Origin of the sequence: Methylobacillus flagellatus KT, assembly GCF_000013705.1 — a bacterium.
GTDB classification, from domain to species: domain Bacteria; phylum Pseudomonadota; class Gammaproteobacteria; order Burkholderiales; family Methylophilaceae; genus Methylobacillus; species Methylobacillus flagellatus.
In genome coordinates, this window is the sequence record NC_007947.1 from 1,038,632 (window position 1) to 1,056,132 (window position 17,501).

The window sequence follows — 17,501 nt, forward strand, 5'->3', positions numbered from 1 at the left end:
TGCTGTACCGGATCAGTGGTGTTCGTGTCCATGCTGGCTGTCCAGCAAGCTGTAATAGTTTGAGGGCTCCAGCACGGTAGGTACGGCTTCCTCCGCCAGGAACGGGTAATCCTTGCTGTAGTGCAAGCCGCGGCTTTCCTTGCGCTCCATGGCGCTCTTCACGATAAGTTCCGCAACCTGCAACAGGTTGCGCAATTCGATCAGATTGTTGCTGATGCGGAAATTGCTATAAAACTCGTGCACTTCGTCGCGCAGCAAATGAATGCGGTGCAATGCGCGTGTCAGGCGCTTGTTGGTGCGGACGATGCCGACATAATTCCACATGGTGCGACGTAGCTCGCTCCAATTGTGGGTGATGATGATTTCCTCGTCCGCATCGGTGACGCGGCTCTCATCCCAGTAGGGCAGGATGATTTCCGGCATCTGAGGCTGCCTGAGGATGTCCTGCGCTGCTGCCTGGCCGAATACCAGGCACTCCAGCAGCGAATTGCTGGCAAGGCGGTTGGCGCCGTGCAGGCCGGTACAGGCTGTCTCCCCGATGGCATATAAGCGCGGAATGTCTGTGCGACCAATATGGTCGGTCATGATGCCGCCGCAGCTATAGTGTGCTGCAGGCACGACGGGAATGGGTTCGCGCGTGATGTCGATGCCCAGCTCGAAGCAGCGGCGGTAAATCGTGGGGAAGTGGGAAAGGATGAAGTCTGCTGGCTTGTGGGATATGTCGAGGTAGACGCACTCCAGGCCGCGTTTTTTCATTTCAAAATCAATTGCGCGCGCCACGATGTCGCGGGGCGCCAATTCGGCGCGCTCATCATGCCAAGGCATGAAACGTGTACCGTCCGGCAGCTTCAGTATGCCGCCCTCACCCCTGATAGCCTCTGAAATCAGGAACGATTTTGCTTCTGGGTGGTAAAGGCAGGTAGGATGGAACTGGATGAATTCCATATTGGCGATTCTGCAGCCTGCGCGCCAAGCCATGGCAACGCCGTCGCCAGAAGCGACATCCGGGTTGGTGGTATAGAGGTAGACCTTTCCTGTTCCGCCGGTGGCTAATACGGTATGCTGCGCACCAATCGTGAGCACCTTGCCAGTCGTATTGTCCAGTACATAGGCGCCCAGGCAGGCGCTGCCTTCCATGTTGACTTTGCCAGCAGTGATGAGGTCGACTGCAATATGCTCTTCCAAGACGGTGATGTTGGGGTGCTTGCGCACTTTTTCGGCAAGGGTTTTCTGGACGGCATGTCCAGTGGCATCGGCTGCATGAATGATGCGCCGATGGCTGTGACCGCCTTCGCGGGTAAGATGGAAACCACTATTGTCATCTTCACGTGTGAAAGGCACGCCTTCTGCAATCAGCCACTCGACTGTTTCCCGGCCATGTTCTGCAACCAGGCGGGTAACGGCAGCATCGCATAAACCCGCGCCAGCGATAAGGGTATCTTGAATATGCGCCTCTGTTGAGTCATCATCTGCAAGCACGGCAGCAATGCCGCCTTGCGCCCAGTTGCTTGAGCCATCGTTGATGCTGCGTTTGCTGATCAAGCAGACTTTTTTACTTGCCCCGACCTTGAGGGCGAGAGTGAGGCCTGCTAAGCCGCTGCCGATGATAAGGACGTCGTATTGCTGCATAAGAACCTAGAAATGGATGAACTTTAGCGAGTGTAGCGCTGTCTGTAGCACTAAGCTAGTCATGAAAATACAAAGGGAAGGTCATGATCAAGACAAATAATTTCGAGGAATTTTCGCGCATGAGCTTCGTCGACACGGGAGTGCGCGGGTATACTCCATCTGTCAAGAAAACACAGTCAGGGAGCGTGGCCGCAATGGCAGTAACCCCGCCAGCGGGTAATCGGGAGCTAGACCAGCAGTTAGTTGAGCGCGCACAAAGTGGTGATAAGCGTGCGTTCGGGTTGCTGGTGGATAAGTACCAGCGCAAGCTGGGACGATTGCTTTCGCGCTTGATCAGGGATCCCGCCGAAGTTGAGGATGTCGTCCAGGAATCCTTCATCAAGGCTTACCGGGCCTTGCCCAGCTTCCGTGGTGATAGTGCGTTTTATACCTGGTTGTACCGTATTGGCATCAACACTGCGAAGAATTACCTTGTCGCGATGGGACGCAGACCCCAGGCCACAGGGGATATCGAGATCGAAGACGCAGAAAATTTTGATGATGGCAATGAATTGCGCACCATGGATACCCCTGAGACGGAATTGATGGGCAAAGAGATTGCCCAAACTGTGAACGACACCGTCGCTATGTTGCCAGAGGAATTACGTACTGCGATTACCTTGCGCGAGATAGAAGGCCTTAGCTACGAGGAAATTGCCACCATGATGGACTGCCCCATAGGGACGGTACGTTCTCGTATTTTCCGTGCTCGTGAAACGATTGCCCAGAAGTTGCGTCCTTTATTGGACACCCCCGAAAACAGGAGATGGTAATGAAAAGTCAAATTTCAGCGCTGATGGATGGCGATATGGCGCTTGAGGATGCAGAGTATCTGTATACGACTTTGAAGTCTGGCGGTGAGTCTGCCCAGGCGTGGTCTGATTATCATTTGATTGGTGATGCCATGCGTGGCAACCCTGTTTTTAAGCCTGATTTTACCGAACGCCTGATGGCAGCGCTTGAGGAGGAGCCTGTGCTTTTGGTGCCTGCTGTCAAGCGTAAACAGGCCGTGCTAAAGAACAGCAGGTTTTGGTCTGTAGCCGCTTCGGTTTCTGCGGTTGCATTTGTTGGATGGGTTGTGTTGCAACAACAAGTGCAGAGCGATCTTGACGATGACGCAACGCCAATGGAGATTGCCCAAAGCTTGCCGGCTGACTATTGGCTTGCTCATCAATCCCAGGCCTCCAACAACTCTGCCTACTATATCCAGCCAGCCAATTACTCGGAGTAGTGGGTAGATGAAGCGTTTTCTGCTGGCTTGGTTGCTGGCAACTCCGTTTGTGGCTGCGCATGCTGAATCTGAAGACCCTTGGCTTGTCCTGCAAAAGGCTGCCCGCGCAGCGCATGAGCTTAGTTACAAAGGAGTATTCATCTACCAGGCGGGCGATAATATCAAATCCGTCCAAATTACCCATACGAATTCAGGCCAAGGCGAGTATGCGCGCATGGTGGTGCTGGATGGCGCACCGCGCGAAGTGCTCAGCCAGGGTGGGGATGTGGTCATCTTCAGCTCCAAGAATGAGAAAGTCATCATGGAAAAGCGTCGGGCGCATAACCTGTTCCCCGCTGTTCTGCCTGATGACATGGAGCTTCTCAAAGCCAATTATCAGGCTCGGATTGGCGGAACGGAGCGCATTGCCGGCCGCGCCGGTCGTGTAGTGTTCCTAGATCCGCGTGATGGCCTGCGCTATGCCTACAAGTTCTGGGCGGATTGCGAGTACGGCTTGCTGCTCAAGTCCCTGATGCTGAGCGAGCAAAAACAAATGCTGGAGCAAATGGCCTTCAGCCAGCTTAATATGATGGAAGAGCAGGGAATGGACTGGTTCCACCCTAGTGTCGATCATAGTAAGCATTATATTCTCGAAGAGGCTAATGCACAGCTGGTACAGGAGGCTTCGAACTGGACGGTTGGGGCCTTGCCGGTAGGCTACCGCAAGGTTGAGCAGGTGACCCGCTTGGTTCCTGGAAAAAGTGCGCCTGTTACACAAGTCATTTTCACGGATGGATTGGCTTCTGTCTCTCTCTTCATTGAACCTTTATCCAAGGGTGTTCGTCCTAGAATCGGCCAAACATCTAAAGGGGCTACCCACTTCTATGCCAATGTCAGCAAGGGGCATCAGATACTGGTGGTTGGCGAGGTTCCTGCTGCGACTGTAGCGCAGATAGGCAGCGCAGTCAGTTTCAAATAGCTCGTCAGTGCCTGAAGCACAGTGATTTTTAAAGTATGGATTGGCCTTGCAGCATGCAAGCTGTGAGGTGCGCATTTTCATGGTTCATGAATGATGGTGTGTGAGTTTGCTGCTACAAAGTTCTTGGCAGCGTATGAGTGTGACGTGTTAACGAGGTGACGCAATGTTTAAAAAGCTAATTGCCATGTCAGCAATTTGTTTATTTGTTGGTATGGCGGGGGCAACGCCGGTTTTAGCCAAGGAATTGCCCGATTTTACCGAGCTGGCGGAAAAGCAGGGAGCGGCAGTGGTCAATATCAGCGTGACCCAGGTCGTACAGTCTGGAATAGGTGGATCTCCTTTTCCCGGATTCCCCGAAGATGAGGCATTGAATGAATTCTTTCGCCGTTTTGGCATTCCAGGGTTTCCGGGTGTGCCGCGCGGACAAGGTGGTCCACAGCAACCTGAATTTAAATCCCAGTCCCTCGGGTCAGGATTCATCATTAGCAGCGATGGTTATATCCTGACGAATGCCCATGTAGTTCGCGAAGCCGATGAAGTGATCGTCAAGCTGAATGATAAACGTGAATTTCAGGCCAAGATTGTGGGGGTTGACCGCCGCACGGATGTCGCGCTGCTTAAAATTGATGCGACAGGGCTGCCGAAGGTCACCATTGGCAATCCTGAGCAACTGAAGGTAGGGGAGTGGGTGGTGGCAATTGGCTCCCCGTTTGGACTGGAAAGTACGTTGACCGCCGGTGTGGTCAGTGCAAAAGGCCGTGCCTTGCCACAGGAAAATTTTGTGCCTTTCATCCAGACCGATGTTGCCATTAACCCTGGCAATTCTGGCGGACCGTTATTCAACCTCAAGGGTGAGGTGGTAGGCATTAACTCCCAGATATACAGCCGAACTGGCGGTTATATGGGGTTATCGTTCGCCATTCCGATTGATGTGGCCATGGATGTTGCCAATCAGCTCAAGATTTCCGGTCGCGTAGCGCGTGGCTGGCTTGGGATCGGTATTCAGGAAATGACCAAGGAGCTGGCTGAGTCGTTTGGTATGAAGAATACCAAAGGGGCTTTGGTCGCCGGCGTGGAAAAAGGCAGTCCTGCTGAAAAGGGCGGCCTGGAGCCAGGTGATGTCGTAATCAAGTTCGATGGCAAGGATGTCAATGTTTCTTCCGATTTGCCGCGTATCGTTGGTTCCACCAAGCCTGGCAAGAAGGTGCAGGTCGAAGTCTTGCGCAGGGGGGCTAGCAAGACCTTGAATATTACACTGGGTGAAATGCCGGCCGACAAGGATGAGGTTGTGCCAACTGCGCAGCCCGATGCCAAGCCAGAGTCCAATCGCCTGGGGTTGACCCTACGCGAGTTGACGCCACAGCAGCGTCGTAGCCTCAATGGTCGCAATGCGCTGGTCGTGGTTGATGCGCAAGGTGCTGCTGCACAGGCAGGCATCCGCAGGGGAGATCTGATCCTAGCCCTGAACAATACGGAGGTGCAAAGCCTGGAGCAGTTCACCAAGCAGGTAAATGCGGTGCCTGCGGGTAAGACAGTGGCGTTGCTCGTGCAGCGGGAAAACAATACCCTGTACGTACCAGTCAAGGTTGGCAAGTAAGGCAGGCCAAGTAAAATATGTTGAGTGCCGGTATTTCCTGTAAAATCCGGCTCAATTAGAGTGTTGTAAAAGGGCGCTTCGGCGCCCTTCTTTACTTGGCTTAATCTAGAATAACTACATGAAGAATATTCGCAATTTTTCTATTATCGCTCATATCGACCACGGCAAGTCCACGCTGGCCGACCGTATCATCCAGTTGTGCGGTGGGCTGTCCGACCGTGAAATGGAGGCCCAGGTACTGGACTCCATGGATATTGAGCGTGAGCGCGGCATTACCATCAAGGCACAAACGGCGGCATTGGAATATAAGGCGCTGGATGGGCAGGTCTATAACCTGAATCTGATCGATACTCCCGGTCACGTCGATTTTTCCTACGAGGTCAGCCGCTCTCTCGCTGCCTGCGAGGGCGCATTGCTGGTCGTGGACGCTTCGCAAGGCGTAGAGGCGCAAAGCGTGGCGAACTGTTATACCGCGATTGACCAAGGTGTCGAGGTGGTTCCTGTTCTCAATAAGATCGATTTGCCTGCAGCAGATCCGGAACGCGTGATGCAGGAGATCGAGGATGTGATCGGCGTGGATGCTTCCGAGGCCGTGCGTTGTTCCGCCAAGACTGGTGTCGGGGTGCAGGATGTGTTGGAAACCATGATTGCCAAGATACCCCCGCCGGTAGGCGACCCGGAAAAACCCTTGAAGGCTTTGATTATCGACTCATGGTTCGACAATTATGTGGGCGTCATTATGCTGGTGCGGGTGGTGGACGGCGTGCTCAAGCCCAAAGACAAGATCCGCATGATGGCGACCAAGGCAACTTACCTTTGCGAGCAGGTCGGTGTCTTCACACCCAAGTCCCGCCCGCGTGCCTCGTTGTCGGCGGGTGAGGTGGGATTCATCATCGCGGGCATCAAGGAGCTGACCAGTGCCAAGGTCGGCGACACTGTCACCCTTGCAGACAGGCCAGCCAGTGAAGCCTTGCCAGGCTTCAAGGAAGTCAAGCCACAGGTATTTGCCGGCTTGTATCCAGTGGAATCGAACCAGTTCGAGGCCTTGCGCGAAGCGCTGGAAAAGTTGCGCCTCAACGATGCTTCGCTGCAATTCGAGCCAGAAAACTCCAGTGCGCTAGGCTTCGGCTTCCGGTGCGGGTTCCTTGGCCTGTTGCACATGGAAATCGTGCAGGAGCGCCTGGAGCGCGAGTACGACATGGATCTCATCACCACAGCGCCGACTGTGGTGTATGAGCTGTTACTCAAGAGCGGGGAGGTGGTGCAGATCGAGAACCCGTCGCGCCTGCCTGAGCCGTCGCGCATTACCGAAATCCGCGAACCCATCATTACCATCAACCTGTTGATGCCGCAGGATTACGTTGGCCCGGTGATGACCTTGTGCAATAACAAGCGCGGCGTGCAACGCAACATGCAATATATGGGGCGGCAGGTGATGCTGAGTTACGAGATGCCGCTCAATGAAGTGGTATTGGATTTCTTCGACAGGTTGAAATCGGTGTCACGTGGTTATGCTTCCATGGATTATGAGTTCCTTGAGTTCCGTGCCGCGGACCTGGTCAAGCTCGATATCATGGTCAATGGTGAACGCGTCGATGCATTGTCGTTGATTGTGCACCGTTCAAACAGCGTTTACCGTGGCCGGGAACTGGTATCCAAGATGCGCGAGCTGATTCCGCGCCAGATGTTTGATATTGCAGTGCAGGCTTCCATCGGCGCCAATATCATTGCCCGTGAGACGGTGAAAGCGATGCGCAAGAACGTCCTGGCCAAGTGTTATGGTGGCGACATCACCCGCAAGAAGAAACTTCTCGAAAAGCAGAAAGAAGGCAAGAAGCGTATGAAGCAAGTTGGTAATGTTGAAATTCCACAGGAAGCATTCCTGGCTATTTTGAGGGTTGAAGACAAATGATGTTTGCATTGTTTATGTTGGCGGTGCTGGTCATCACTGGGGCGATCTGGCTGCTGGACAGCTTGTTCTGGCGCAAGAAGCGTGCTGCAGATGCGGCAGACCCTGTGATCGTGGAGTACTCCAAAAGCTTCTTCCCCGTAATCCTGGCCGTATTCCTGATTCGTTCCTTCATTGTGGAACCATTCAAGATTCCTTCCGGCTCCATGATGCCGACCTTGCTGGCCGGGGATTTCATCTTGGTGAACAAGTTTTCCTACGGTCTGCGCGTACCTATCCTCAACAAGACTTTCTTTGAGATCGGGCATCCGCAACGCGGGGATGTGTTTGTGTTCCACTATCCGCCTGATCCCTCGATTGACTACATCAAGCGCGTGGTTGGCGTGCCAGGGGATCGCATTGCCTATCGCAACAAGCGCCTCTATGTGAATGGCCAGGCGGTGCAGACTGAATATGTCGATGATTACAAGTATGTCGGCTCCGGCCTTAACATGATTGTGACCAAACGCTATCAGGAGCAGCTGGGCGATACCAAGCACGATATCCTAATCGAGGAAAACGGCATGGCGTTCGATGGCGAGGTCGAGGTGCCTCCAGGTCACTACTTCGCCATGGGCGACAACCGGGACAATAGCAAGGACAGCCGTGTCTGGGGCTTCGTCCCCGAGGATAACCTGGTTGGCAAGGCATTCCTGATCTGGTGGAATTTTGACGACTTTGGCAGAATTGGCACCAAGATCAAATAATTGGAGGGAGCCAGCATGAAAAAGCAGCAAGGCATGTCATTCCTGAGCCTGGTGGTCGTCATCGCAGTGGGTATATTTTTTGCTGTATTGGCAATGAAGCTTGCGCCTTCCTATATCGAATATTTTGCTGTCAAGAAAGCGATTAGCCGCATTGCCCATGACCCAGGGTTCTCCAGCATGAGCAAAGCGGACATGATTGCTGCTTTCCAGAAGAGCGCCACCATCGACGATATCCGCAGCGTCGAAGCCCGGGACCTGACCTTCCTGCGTGATGAGAACGGCAAGACGGCGCTTTCGGTCGATTACCAGGTCGTGGTGCCCTTGTTTTCCAATATCAGTGTCTTGCTGGACTTCGAGGCATCTACCGACAATGCCCGTTGATCGTCAATCTTGCCCTGGCCGTGTGGCTTGCATGGCTTTTTCAATGCTGCATGTATCCCGTGGCGGGCTGCCGTTTTGAGCCAGAACAGCCTGGTACGCCAGCTTGCGTACGAATTCAAGGATAAAGGCCTGCTGACGCTGGCGCTCACCCATCGCAGCTATTCTGGAAGCAATAACGAGAGACTGGAGTTCCTTGGAGACGGCGTGCTGAATTTCCTGGTGGCACATCAGTTGTTCCTGCGTTTTCCAAAATTGCCCGAGGGCGATCTCAGCCGGTTGCGTGCTCAGCTGGTCAAGGAACAAACCTTGAGCGAGATTGCCACAGAACTGAGTGTGGGGGAATTCCTCCGTCTTGGCGAAGGCGAACTCAAGAGCGGCGGCTGGCGGCGCCCCTCGGTGCTGGCCGATGCTATGGAAGCCATCATCGGCGCGGTTTTCCTGGACGGGGGCTACCCGGCTGCCGAGGCGCTGGTGAAGCGCTTGTTCCTGCCGCGCATGGAGGGCATAGACCCGAAGGCAATCGGCAAGGATGCCAAGTCCCTGCTACAGGAATTCCTGCAAGGGCGCAAAATAGACCTGCCCGAATACAACGTCTTGGCAACCGAGGGCGAAGCGCATTGCCAGACATTCCGGGTGAGCTGCCATATCACCAAGTTCCAGATTACCACCGAGGGCAAAGGCTCCAGCCGACGTGCGGCTGAGCAGCAGGCCGCCCAGCTGGCTTACGAGCAATTGCTCGAAAAAGGAAAGAAATGACATCATCCAACGCTTTTCGTTGTGGCACCGTCGCCATCGTCGGCCGTCCCAACGTGGGCAAGTCCACCTTGCTCAACCATATCCTCGGCCTCAAGCTGAGCATTACGTCACGCAAGGCGCAAACCACGCGGCACCGCCTGCTGGGAATACATACCACGGAAGATACGCAATTCCTGTTCGTGGATACGCCAGGTTTCCAGCAAAAGCATATCAATGCGCTCAACCGCAACCTGAACCGCACCGTCACCCAGGTGCTGAGCGAGGTGGATGTGGTGTTGTTTGTGATCGAGCCCATGCACCTGGGAGATGCGGACCGCAAGGTGCTGCAGCTGCTGCCGAAGAATCAGCCAGTATTCCTGGTCGTCAACAAGGCTGACCTGATGGGCGACAAGGGGAACCTGTTGCCGTTGATTCAGGATTTCGACCTGGAGTTTCCATTCACCGGCATCATTCCCGTAAGCGCCAAGAAAAATCTGTATCTGGATGAGCTGCTGGCTGCCGTCCGTGAACACCTGCCTGAACAGCCGGCGATTTATGGCGAGGATGAGCTGACGGACCGTAACGAGCGCTTCCTGGCGGCAGAAATGCTGCGTGAAAAGATATTCCGTTTGCTGGGGGACGAAGTGCCGTATTCCGTAGCGGTGGAGATCGAGAAGTTCGAGCAGGAAGGCAATTTGCGCCGTATCCATGCCGCCATCATTGTCGACAAGGATAGCCAGAAGCCGATGCTGATCGGCAAGGGCGGCGAAAAGCTCAAGCGCATTTCCACCGAGGCGCGCCAAGATATGGAAAAGCTGTTCGGCGGCAAGATCTGGCTCGAGACCTGGGTGAAGGTCAAGAGTGGCTGGGCGGACGACGAACGCGCCTTGAAATCCCTGGGCTACTGAGAGCCTGTTCACAATTTTTTCATAGGGTACGCATGGCTCCAAAACGTGTCTGGTCAAGGCCCAGTGTGCAGGTAATGCTGCAACGCGGCGGACGTGTTTTAGGGGCATGCCCTCCGGGTTGCTCCGGCAGCGCAGCCGCTGCTGTGTTGCAAATCCTCGCCGGGCAATGAGCCCGTCTGTGGTTTGCGCCTTGCTTCGACTACACTGCCGGAGCAACGTACCTCATGAAAAAATTGTGAGCAGGCTCTAAAAGCCGACCCTGGACCAGAAGAACAGGATATTGCCGTTGCCCCGGCCGCCAGGCACATAACTGGTGTTCACCGAGTATTGCCTGTAGTTGAGCGACGCAATCGGCAGTACGCCAGGGATGGGGATGTTCTTGTAGATATCGGCACGCGAAGTGAGGAATGCCGTGTAGCCGACGCCGGCATGCAGTCCCGACCGAGGTCCCATCATCCATTGGTGTCCATAGCCCAGCATAGGTTGCACATTGCTGTGCGAGTCCGAGAATGCCATCAAGTAAACACCTTCCCAATTGCCTGCGGCATTGTAGCGGCTGCGTCCGTATCCCAGGCCCCAGGTGAATTCACGGAACGAGTCGATCTTGTCGTTATCGTAGGCAAAGCGCAAGTGGTGGGTCCAAAGCGGAATGTAGAGGTCATGATCGCCGTTTTTCCAGGTATCCGAGATGCGCTCGCATGACTTGTCTATCCATGAGTAGTCCGTGTTGCACGCGGCCTCTGCCGCCAGTGGGACGAGCATGGTGCTGCTCATCGCGATGATGCCGTGCCTGATATTCATAAGCCTATACCTTAACCATCTGCTAGACCTGACAGCAGAGCATGAGGAAAGGTTTCTCCACTGCGCTGATATGGGCGAGGAAACCTGAGATAAAATGCGTGCTGGTTCTTAATCTAACATAAAGTTTGCATGGCACTCAGTAACATCCACCGCCAAGACAATCAGCCTGTGTATGTGCTGCATACCTATCCGTTCAAGGAAACCAGCCTGGTGGTCGAGTTGTTCAGCCGCGAGTTCGGCCGGGTGGCGGCCGTCGCCAAGGGCGCGAGGCGTCCGCGTTCTGCCATGCGCGGCATGCTGCAGGCTTTTCAGCCACTGCAGGCGACATGGTCAGGCAAGGCCGAGCTCAAGAACCTGCACAGCATGGAGTGGGGAGCGGGTTTGCTCCTGCTGCGCGGCGAGGCGCTGATGTGCGGCTTCTACCTCAACGAGTTGCTGTTGCGCTTGCTGCCGCGCGAAGATGGGCATGACGCATTGTTCGACTACTATAGCCAAACCTTGCGCATACTTGCGCAGGACCAGGTGCCGGTGGCGACTACTTTGCGTCGCTTTGAGCTCAGGATGCTGCAGGAGCTGGGCTATGCCGTGCCGCTCGAGTATGACGAAGCAGGCAATGCCATCAAGCCTGAGCATATGTATTCCTACGTTGCCGAACAAGGCGCTGCCCCTACAAGCCAGCATGTAGCGCCGCCAAATGGCGTACAATTATCCGGCAAGACATTGCTTGCCATGGCGCAGGATGACTACAGCGATGCGCTGACCCAGCAGCAAAGCAAGCAATTGATGCGTGCCTTGCTCGCGCACTATCTGGGAGATAAACCTTTACATACCCGACAACTACTCATGGATCTGCAGGCATTATGAAACTAGGCGTCAATATCGATCACGTGGCCACCCTGCGCCAGGCGCGCGGCACTCAATACCCCAGTGTGGTGCAGGCCGCCCTGCGCGCCGAAGAGGCGGGGGCGGACAGCATCACCATTCATTTGCGCGAGGACCGGCGCCATATTCAGGATGCCGATGTTTTTGCGTTGCGTCCGTTGCTGCAGACGAAAATGAATCTGGAAATGGCGGTAACCGACGAAATGGTCGGCATCGCCCTTCAGGTGAGGCCGCAGGATGTCTGCCTGGTGCCTGAGCGCCGCGAAGAGCGCACGACCGAGGGCGGTCTGAACGTGATCGGCAACCTAGGCGCTATCAAGGGCGCCTGCAAGACGCTGGGAGATGCTGGAATTCGCGTTTCCTTGTTTATCGGGCCGGAGCTGGAACAAGTCGAAGCTGCCAAGGCGGCAGGCGCGCCGGTCATTGAAATTCACACAGGGGCATTTGCCGACGCCGGTACCGAGGCAGCAAAACATGCTGAATTGCAGCGCATTCGCATGGCAGTGGACCATGGGCTGGCACTGGGCCTGACTGTCAACGCCGGGCACGGCCTGAATATTCACAACGTGCATGAGATTGTCAGCATTCCCGGTATCGAGGAACTCAATATCGGCCATGCGATCGTGGCCCACGCCCTGTTTGTCGGCTGGGAGTACGCAGTGCGCGAAATGAAGGCGCTGATCGTGCAGAAGGCGACCTAAGCTTCGGTAACTCTCCAGCATGATTTATGGGATAGGTACCGATATCGTCGAAGTGGTGCGCATTGAGGAGTCACTCAGCCGCTTTGGTGACGCATTCGCCCGGCGTATTCTCAATGCTGCCGAGTGGCAGGAATACGAGGCGAGCCGGGTCAAGGCCAGGTTTCTTGCCAAGCGCTTCGCTGCCAAGGAGGCATTCGCCAAGGCGTTGGGCACAGGCATACGCGGCGCAGCCAGTTTCGAGAATATCGGTATCGGGCATGACGCCCTAGGCAAACCGGAGTTTCGGTTGGCGCCGTTGTTGCAGGCGTGGCTGGAGGAAAAGGGCGTAGGCAGCCTGCATCTTTCCCTCAGTGATGAGAAAGCCATCGCTGCCGCATTCGTGGTTTTGGAGCGCGCCTGAACCATGCATCGTAAGCTGTGGCTCGCCTGCCTGCTATTTGCAGGCGCTGTAATGAGCGCTGAGCAGTGGGAGCTGGCGGGGGAAAGCAGCGTCGGCAAGCATTATATCGACCAATCCAGCGTGGTGCGCAATACTGCAGATCAGAAAGTGACCGTGCAGACCAAGGTGGAACAACCTGATGCCAGTATCTGGGTGACGACCATGCAGGTGGATTGCCACACCAGGCGGTTCAGTTATCTCAAGGGGTTCCAGCTCAAGGACGGCAAGCAAGTGGTCAGGTTCGACGCTCCACGTGCGGAAGAGCCAATCAGCCCGGGTTCACTCCCGGATCAGCTGGAACAGCGCTACTGCGCCGCTCGCGTTGCGCCGATTTCCGCACCGGTACCCAGCTGGGAGATCGTCAGCAACAGCAACGCGGGCGAGGTGGCGATTGACCGTGCTTCCTTGCAGGCGCTGCCAGGTCAGGAGTTCAAGGTCAATACGCGAGTGAGGTTGTTCAACAAGAATGAGCAAACACTGAGTTCGCTGCAATTCAATTGTGGCAAAGGCACGTTCAGGATACTGCAGTCGCAGAGATTGCGTGACGGTCATGCCGAGTTTCTGTTTGACAAGCCGCAGCCCGATGTGCCGGTAAGCAAGTCGGCGACCACACAGGAGCTTGCCAAGACAATCTGCACTCCGGCCGCCAAGCCTGCACGCACACCATTTCAGGAAGATGCCTGCAAGGCGACATTGCATGATTTGCAGGGGCTGGAAACCCGCGTGCAGGCTGATGTCGATGCCCACGCCCTGTATTGCGACACCATGCAGAACTACTTGGACCACCTCGCAAAAATTGCCGACGAGGTGGAAAAAAACCACTGCGCTATCCACGGTCTGGACCAATACCAGCGCGAAATCCGTGCTGTTGGGTGCGAGGACCCGGTAAATGGACAATAGCATAGAGATGGATTGGGAGCGCAGGTTCGGCGGTGTGCGCAGGCTGTATGGCGAGTTGGCGCTACATAGGTTTCGTCATGCACATGTAGCCGTGATCGGCATGGGCGGCGTGGGTTCATGGGCGGTGGAGGCCTTGGCGCGTAGCGCGATAGGCAAGTTGACGCTGGTTGATCTCGACAATATCGCCGAATCCAATGTCAATCGCCAGTTGCACGCTGTCGAAGGGGCTTTCGGCCTTGCCAAGGTCACGGCCATGGCGCAGCGCGTGCGAGAGATCAATCCCTTGGCTGAGGTGCGGGAGGTTGAGGATTTCATTGCATCGGATAACCTTGATGTATTACTGGACAGCAGTGTTGACGCGGTGCTGGACGCGATAGACGATGCGCGGGCCAAGGTAGCCTTGGCCGCATGGTGCCGCAAGCTCGGGATTCCGCTGGTGATGGCAGGCGGAGCGGGGGGGCGCGTCGACCCGACACGCATCCGGGTGGCCGACTTGGCAGACGTGCATGGCGACAGGTTGCTGGCAAAAGTGCGCAATCAGTTGCGGCGCGACCACGGCTTCCCGAAAGGATTGGACGGAAACAAGCCAGGCAGTAAAAAGAAATTACCAACATTCGGTATCGCCTGTGTTTATTCTGACGAACCTGTACAGCAGCCGGAAACAAGTTGCAACGTAGAGGCCGGCAGCATCACGGGTTTGAATTGCGCAGGCTATGGCTCATCGGTTGCCGTGACTGCCTCATGCGGCATGATTGCCGCGGCGGCAGTGCTCAAGCGTTTGGCGGTGGGGTGAACGCTTGGGCGATGGTGCGCTCGTATTCCGGAAAATAGCGCGAGATCACGGAAAGGTCGAAGCTGCGCAGAATGCTGGTGTTGGGTTCGCGCTCCAGTAGAAACTCGAAAGAGCGCCGGATCAATACTTCATTGTCGAAGCGCCCTTGGCTGAGCGTGTTTGCATAGTCTGGCGCTATTGTCACCCGGTGCGTAGTCGCCGAATTTGCCTCGATGGCAACCTCGAACGTATGTTCATCTAGTTTGTTGACGGTGATTTTCGTCATCGCAATCCCCTTTGATGATTAGGGTATAGTGTAGCTCGAAATGTAGCCGTGTAACACTAAATTAGCCACATGTTAAGGCATTTGCCGATTAGAAATCGTAGCGCAGACTGGCGCCTATCGTACGCGGCTGGCCGGCCGAACCGACATAGAGGTTGCTGCCTGCGTTGGTGAGGCCGAGAAAGTAGCGCTTATCCAATACATTCTTAGCCCATAGCGAGAAGTCCCAGCGATGCTTGCCGCTGGTTACCCGCAAGCCGGTGCTGACATTGAGGATGCCGTATCCGGCAATCTTCGAGTATTCCGAGTTGTTGACGTCGCCATAGCTTTCGGAGCGCCAGCTGTATTGTGCATTGGCATAGTGTTCAAGGTTGTCGGCAGGGTTCCAGCGCAAGTGGGCGCCGCTACTGAATGCCCAGCGCGATGCGCCGTTCACCTGGTTGCCTGCAATGCTGCGCGTTCCTTTGCCATAGCCGCTGTCACTGGTACCGCCAGGACCATTGAATTCCTCGGCCGGGGTGGGAGCCGTGCCGCGGTCAAAGCTGGCATCGGTGTAGGCCCCGCTCAGGCTGAGGCTGAGATGCTGGCTGACCCTGGCACGCAAATCCAATTCCATCCCTTTGCTGCTCAGGTCGCCCACATTGGTAAGCAGTCCTGCATAGGTGCCGTTGATCGATGTCCCGGTGATGGCCTGGTAATCCTTGACCCTGGTCAGGAAGACGCTGGCGTTGGCGACCAAGCGCTGATCCAGCCAGCTCGACTTGATGCCGAATTCGAGATTGTTGGCTTTTTCCGGGTCAATGTTCAAGGCCTCGGTGCCCAGCACCGCGCCTGGTGAAGCCACGCCATTGGTGTTGAAGCCGCCGGATTTTTCGCTGGATGAGTAGGTGGCATAGCCAAGCACACGGTCATTCAGCCAGTAGCTTGCGGTCAGCAGGCTGGAAAGGCTTTCATCCTTCTGGTGTTGCACGCCGGTATCGTAATGATCAAGCAAGGGGGAGAGGATTGGTGGCAACGGGGTAATCTGGTCTTGCACCACTCGCGCTTCTTTTTTCTCCATGGTGGCGCGCAGGCCTGCGGTCAGGTCGAGTTTTTCCGACAGGTGCCAGGTGCCTTGTCCGAATAACGCATAGCTGTGGGTCTTGGCGTAGCCGGACCCGGAAAACGCCGAATTGTCGGGGTAGATGGTGGTCAGCGCGAAAGCATCCGGCCCGGTCATGTACTGCTCGCGGTTGGAAACGTCTTGATAGTAGTAGTAGACGCCCGCTACGTAGTCGAATACATCGCTCAGGGGTGAGGCCAGGCGGATTTCTTGCGAGTATTGCTTATGGCGGGCATCGACGCCGCCGTTGACCGCAAACAGATCGGTACGGTCGAGATCGTTGTCTGGCTTGAATTGCCATTGCCGCCAGGCGGTGATCGAGGTGAGGGTGTAGCCATTGAAATGCCAGTTGGCCTCAGCCGAGAGGGCATCCTGGCTGGTACGGGTACGTTGCCTTCCGTCCAATGTGACCTTGTAGTCCTTGGGGTCATAGGCGCGATTTGATGCACCCAGGCCGTTGGCGTGGGTGATGGCGTCGGTCGCGTTGGAACCTGGAGTGCCAGCAGGCAGGTTACTGGAATAATCAGGGCCGAAAACCGGCTGGCCTGTTACCGGATGTATCCCTAGAAACATGAATGCATTGGGTGTCCATGGCCCATACCGATAAGGCACCAGGGTGCCAGTGCTGGAATCTTCCTCGTTGTGCTCGGCAATCAGGCGCAGGTCAAACGATTCGCTGGGTTGCAGCAGCAGTTGCCCACGTGCGCCAGTACGGTTGATTTCGTTGAGGTTCTTGCCGTCGTAGGTGTTCTTTACCCAGCCGTCATCATGGGTTTTATAGGCGGCAATGCGCAATGCTGCCATCTCATTGATTGGCTGGTTGAGCATGACCTTGTATTGCTCAAAGTCGCGCGACCCGTAACTCGCTTCCGCCGAATATTCCGGTTTGAAAACCGGCTTGCGGGTGGTGATGTTAAGCACGCCGGCAGTGGTGTTCTTACCGAATAGTGTCCCTTGCGGGCCGCGCAGCAGTTCGGCCTGCTCGATATCCAGCAGGTCGAACACGGCCAGGCCGGGGCGGCCGAGGAATACGTTGTCGAGATAGATACCGGCGCTGCCTTCCAGCCCCTCGTTGGCCGGGTTGTTGCCTATGCCGCGGATGGCGATGCTGGACTGGCGCGGATGCAGGAATTGCGCCGTGAGGCTGGGCATGAGCTGCGGCAGGTCCTGCAATTGGTAAATCCTGCCGGCTTCCAACTGATTGCCTTTGACTACCGATACGGTGGCAGGGACGTCCTGCTCTTTCTCCAGGCGCCGTCTGGCAGTTACGCTGGTGGTCTCGAGTTTCTGGATTCGCTCTGTTGAGTGTAAAGGTAATTCATCATGGGCATGGCTGGGGCCGGATGTGGCGATGAGGGCGAGCATGCTGACGCCCATGGTACTGTACTTCAAGACTGGAGCTCCCGTACGAGGCTGGCAGAACCTCCGCCTCACTTATGGCAATGAATAACTTAATTTCTGATTATTTTTTGCGTATTTTATATCTAA

At 55.6% G+C, this 17,501-nt stretch carries 18 protein-coding genes; 14 read left to right on the top strand and 4 right to left on the bottom strand.

All coding sequences use genetic code 11. The features are described 5' to 3' along the window. Positions 1–12: 12 nt before the first annotated feature. On the bottom strand, positions 13–1,629 hold the full coding sequence (gene nadB / locus MFLA_RS05120) for an L-aspartate oxidase (protein ID WP_011479220.1): 1,617 nt from the start codon (positions 1,627–1,629) through the stop codon (positions 13–15). Between the two features lie 194 nt (positions 1,630–1,823). Here nadB and rpoE point away from each other — a divergent pair, with 194 nt between their 5' ends. The 9 genes from rpoE (at position 1,824) to era (ending at position 10,133) form a co-directional block, all read left to right on the top strand. Next, complete coding sequence (gene rpoE, locus MFLA_RS05125) at positions 1,824–2,441, top strand: RNA polymerase sigma factor RpoE (RefSeq protein ID WP_011479221.1); 618 nt, start codon at positions 1,824–1,826, stop codon at positions 2,439–2,441. Then, positions 2,441–2,899: a sigma-E factor negative regulatory protein gene (locus MFLA_RS05130; RefSeq protein ID WP_011479222.1), complete on the top strand. Its 459-nt coding sequence runs from the start codon at positions 2,441–2,443 to the stop codon at positions 2,897–2,899. The genes rpoE and MFLA_RS05130 overlap by 1 nt, the downstream gene beginning before the upstream one ends. 7 nt (positions 2,900–2,906) lie before the next feature. After that, positions 2,907–3,857 (top strand): MucB/RseB C-terminal domain-containing protein, encoded by a 951-nt coding sequence (locus tag MFLA_RS05135; RefSeq protein WP_011479223.1) that lies wholly within the window; start codon positions 2,907–2,909, stop codon positions 3,855–3,857. A gap of 163 nt (positions 3,858–4,020) precedes the next feature. Continuing rightward, the gene (locus MFLA_RS05140; RefSeq protein ID WP_011479224.1) at positions 4,021–5,454 is read left to right on the top strand and encodes a DegQ family serine endoprotease; all 1,434 of its coding nucleotides are present in this window, start codon (positions 4,021–4,023) and stop codon (positions 5,452–5,454) included. Positions 5,455–5,572: 118 nt separating this feature from the next. Then, positions 5,573–7,366 (top strand): translation elongation factor 4, encoded by a 1,794-nt coding sequence (gene lepA, locus MFLA_RS05145; protein ID WP_011479225.1) that lies wholly within the window; start codon positions 5,573–5,575, stop codon positions 7,364–7,366. Beyond that, positions 7,363–8,109 carry a signal peptidase I gene (gene lepB, locus MFLA_RS05150; RefSeq protein ID WP_011479226.1) on the top strand — a complete coding sequence of 249 codons (747 nt, stop codon included), beginning with the start codon at positions 7,363–7,365 and terminating at the stop codon, positions 8,107–8,109. The genes lepA and lepB overlap by 4 nt, the downstream gene beginning before the upstream one ends. 15 nt (positions 8,110–8,124) lie before the next feature. After that, a complete protein-coding gene (locus MFLA_RS05155) occupies positions 8,125–8,490 on the top strand; it encodes a DUF4845 domain-containing protein (protein ID WP_011479227.1) in 366 nt (121 codons plus the stop codon). Positions 8,491–8,565: 75 nt separating this feature from the next. Then, on the top strand, positions 8,566–9,246 hold the full coding sequence (gene rnc, locus MFLA_RS05160) for a ribonuclease III (protein ID WP_048811857.1): 681 nt from the start codon (positions 8,566–8,568) through the stop codon (positions 9,244–9,246). Next, entirely contained in the window at positions 9,243–10,133 is an 891-nt protein-coding gene (gene era, locus MFLA_RS05165; protein ID WP_011479229.1) for a GTPase Era, read from the top strand. Before rnc ends, era begins: the two co-directional genes overlap by 4 nt. Before the next feature lie 246 nt (positions 10,134–10,379). On the opposite strand, the gene pagP is transcribed toward era, so the two are convergent. Further along, positions 10,380–10,934 carry a lipid IV(A) palmitoyltransferase PagP gene (gene pagP, locus MFLA_RS05170; RefSeq protein WP_011479230.1) on the bottom strand — a complete coding sequence of 185 codons (555 nt, stop codon included), beginning with the start codon at positions 10,932–10,934 and terminating at the stop codon, positions 10,380–10,382. Between the two features lie 129 nt (positions 10,935–11,063). Between pagP and recO the strand changes: the two genes are divergently transcribed. From recO to MFLA_RS05195, 5 genes are read left to right on the top strand one after another with little or no spacing between them, the layout of a single operon-like run. Continuing rightward, positions 11,064–11,798 carry a DNA repair protein RecO gene (recO, locus tag MFLA_RS05175; RefSeq protein WP_011479231.1) on the top strand — a complete coding sequence of 245 codons (735 nt, stop codon included), beginning with the start codon at positions 11,064–11,066 and terminating at the stop codon, positions 11,796–11,798. Beyond that, positions 11,792–12,517: a pyridoxine 5'-phosphate synthase gene (locus MFLA_RS05180; RefSeq protein ID WP_048811567.1), complete on the top strand. Its 726-nt coding sequence runs from the start codon at positions 11,792–11,794 to the stop codon at positions 12,515–12,517. Before recO ends, MFLA_RS05180 begins: the two co-directional genes overlap by 7 nt. A 19-nt stretch (positions 12,518–12,536) precedes the next feature. Continuing rightward, positions 12,537–12,917 (top strand): holo-ACP synthase, encoded by a 381-nt coding sequence (acpS, locus tag MFLA_RS05185; protein WP_011479233.1) that lies wholly within the window; start codon positions 12,537–12,539, stop codon positions 12,915–12,917. A gap of 3 nt (positions 12,918–12,920) precedes the next feature. Beyond that, the gene (locus MFLA_RS05190; RefSeq protein WP_011479234.1) at positions 12,921–13,856 is read left to right on the top strand and encodes a surface-adhesin E family protein; all 936 of its coding nucleotides are present in this window, start codon (positions 12,921–12,923) and stop codon (positions 13,854–13,856) included. Continuing rightward, complete coding sequence (locus tag MFLA_RS05195) at positions 13,846–14,649, top strand: tRNA threonylcarbamoyladenosine dehydratase (protein WP_011479235.1); 804 nt, start codon at positions 13,846–13,848, stop codon at positions 14,647–14,649. Before MFLA_RS05190 ends, MFLA_RS05195 begins: the two co-directional genes overlap by 11 nt. Here the strand turns inward: MFLA_RS05195 and MFLA_RS05200 are convergent. Continuing rightward, entirely contained in the window at positions 14,627–14,914 is a 288-nt protein-coding gene (locus MFLA_RS05200) for a hypothetical protein (protein WP_011479236.1), read from the bottom strand. The two genes, MFLA_RS05195 and MFLA_RS05200, sit on opposite strands and share 23 nt — an antisense overlap. A gap of 88 nt (positions 14,915–15,002) precedes the next feature. Beyond that, positions 15,003–17,405 carry a TonB-dependent receptor gene (locus MFLA_RS05205; protein ID WP_011479237.1) on the bottom strand — a complete coding sequence of 801 codons (2,403 nt, stop codon included), beginning with the start codon at positions 17,403–17,405 and terminating at the stop codon, positions 15,003–15,005. Positions 17,406–17,501: the final 96 nt, after the last annotated feature.

Coding starts and splice junctions, on each gene's coding strand:
- MFLA_RS05135 (WP_011479223.1), top strand. CDS start 2,907: ATGAAGCGTTTTCTGCTGGCTTGGTTGCTGGCAACTCCGTTTGTGGCT.
- MFLA_RS05155 (WP_011479227.1), top strand. CDS start 8,125: ATGAAAAAGCAGCAAGGCATGTCATTCCTGAGCCTGGTGGTCGTCATC.
- recO (WP_011479231.1), top strand. CDS start 11,064: ATGGCACTCAGTAACATCCACCGCCAAGACAATCAGCCTGTGTATGTG.
- MFLA_RS05200 (WP_011479236.1), bottom strand. CDS start 14,914: ATGACGAAAATCACCGTCAACAAACTAGATGAACATACGTTCGAGGTT.
- acpS (WP_011479233.1), top strand. CDS start 12,537: ATGATTTATGGGATAGGTACCGATATCGTCGAAGTGGTGCGCATTGAG.
- era (WP_011479229.1), top strand. CDS start 9,243: ATGACATCATCCAACGCTTTTCGTTGTGGCACCGTCGCCATCGTCGGC.
- lepA (WP_011479225.1), top strand. CDS start 5,573: ATGAAGAATATTCGCAATTTTTCTATTATCGCTCATATCGACCACGGC.
- MFLA_RS05140 (WP_011479224.1), top strand. CDS start 4,021: ATGTTTAAAAAGCTAATTGCCATGTCAGCAATTTGTTTATTTGTTGGT.
- lepB (WP_011479226.1), top strand. CDS start 7,363: ATGATGTTTGCATTGTTTATGTTGGCGGTGCTGGTCATCACTGGGGCG.
- MFLA_RS05195 (WP_011479235.1), top strand. CDS start 13,846: ATGGACAATAGCATAGAGATGGATTGGGAGCGCAGGTTCGGCGGTGTG.
- nadB (WP_011479220.1), bottom strand. CDS start 1,629: ATGCAGCAATACGACGTCCTTATCATCGGCAGCGGCTTAGCAGGCCTC.
- MFLA_RS05190 (WP_011479234.1), top strand. CDS start 12,921: ATGCATCGTAAGCTGTGGCTCGCCTGCCTGCTATTTGCAGGCGCTGTA.
- rpoE (WP_011479221.1), top strand. CDS start 1,824: ATGGCAGTAACCCCGCCAGCGGGTAATCGGGAGCTAGACCAGCAGTTA.
- pagP (WP_011479230.1), bottom strand. CDS start 10,934: ATGAATATCAGGCACGGCATCATCGCGATGAGCAGCACCATGCTCGTC.
- MFLA_RS05130 (WP_011479222.1), top strand. CDS start 2,441: ATGAAAAGTCAAATTTCAGCGCTGATGGATGGCGATATGGCGCTTGAG.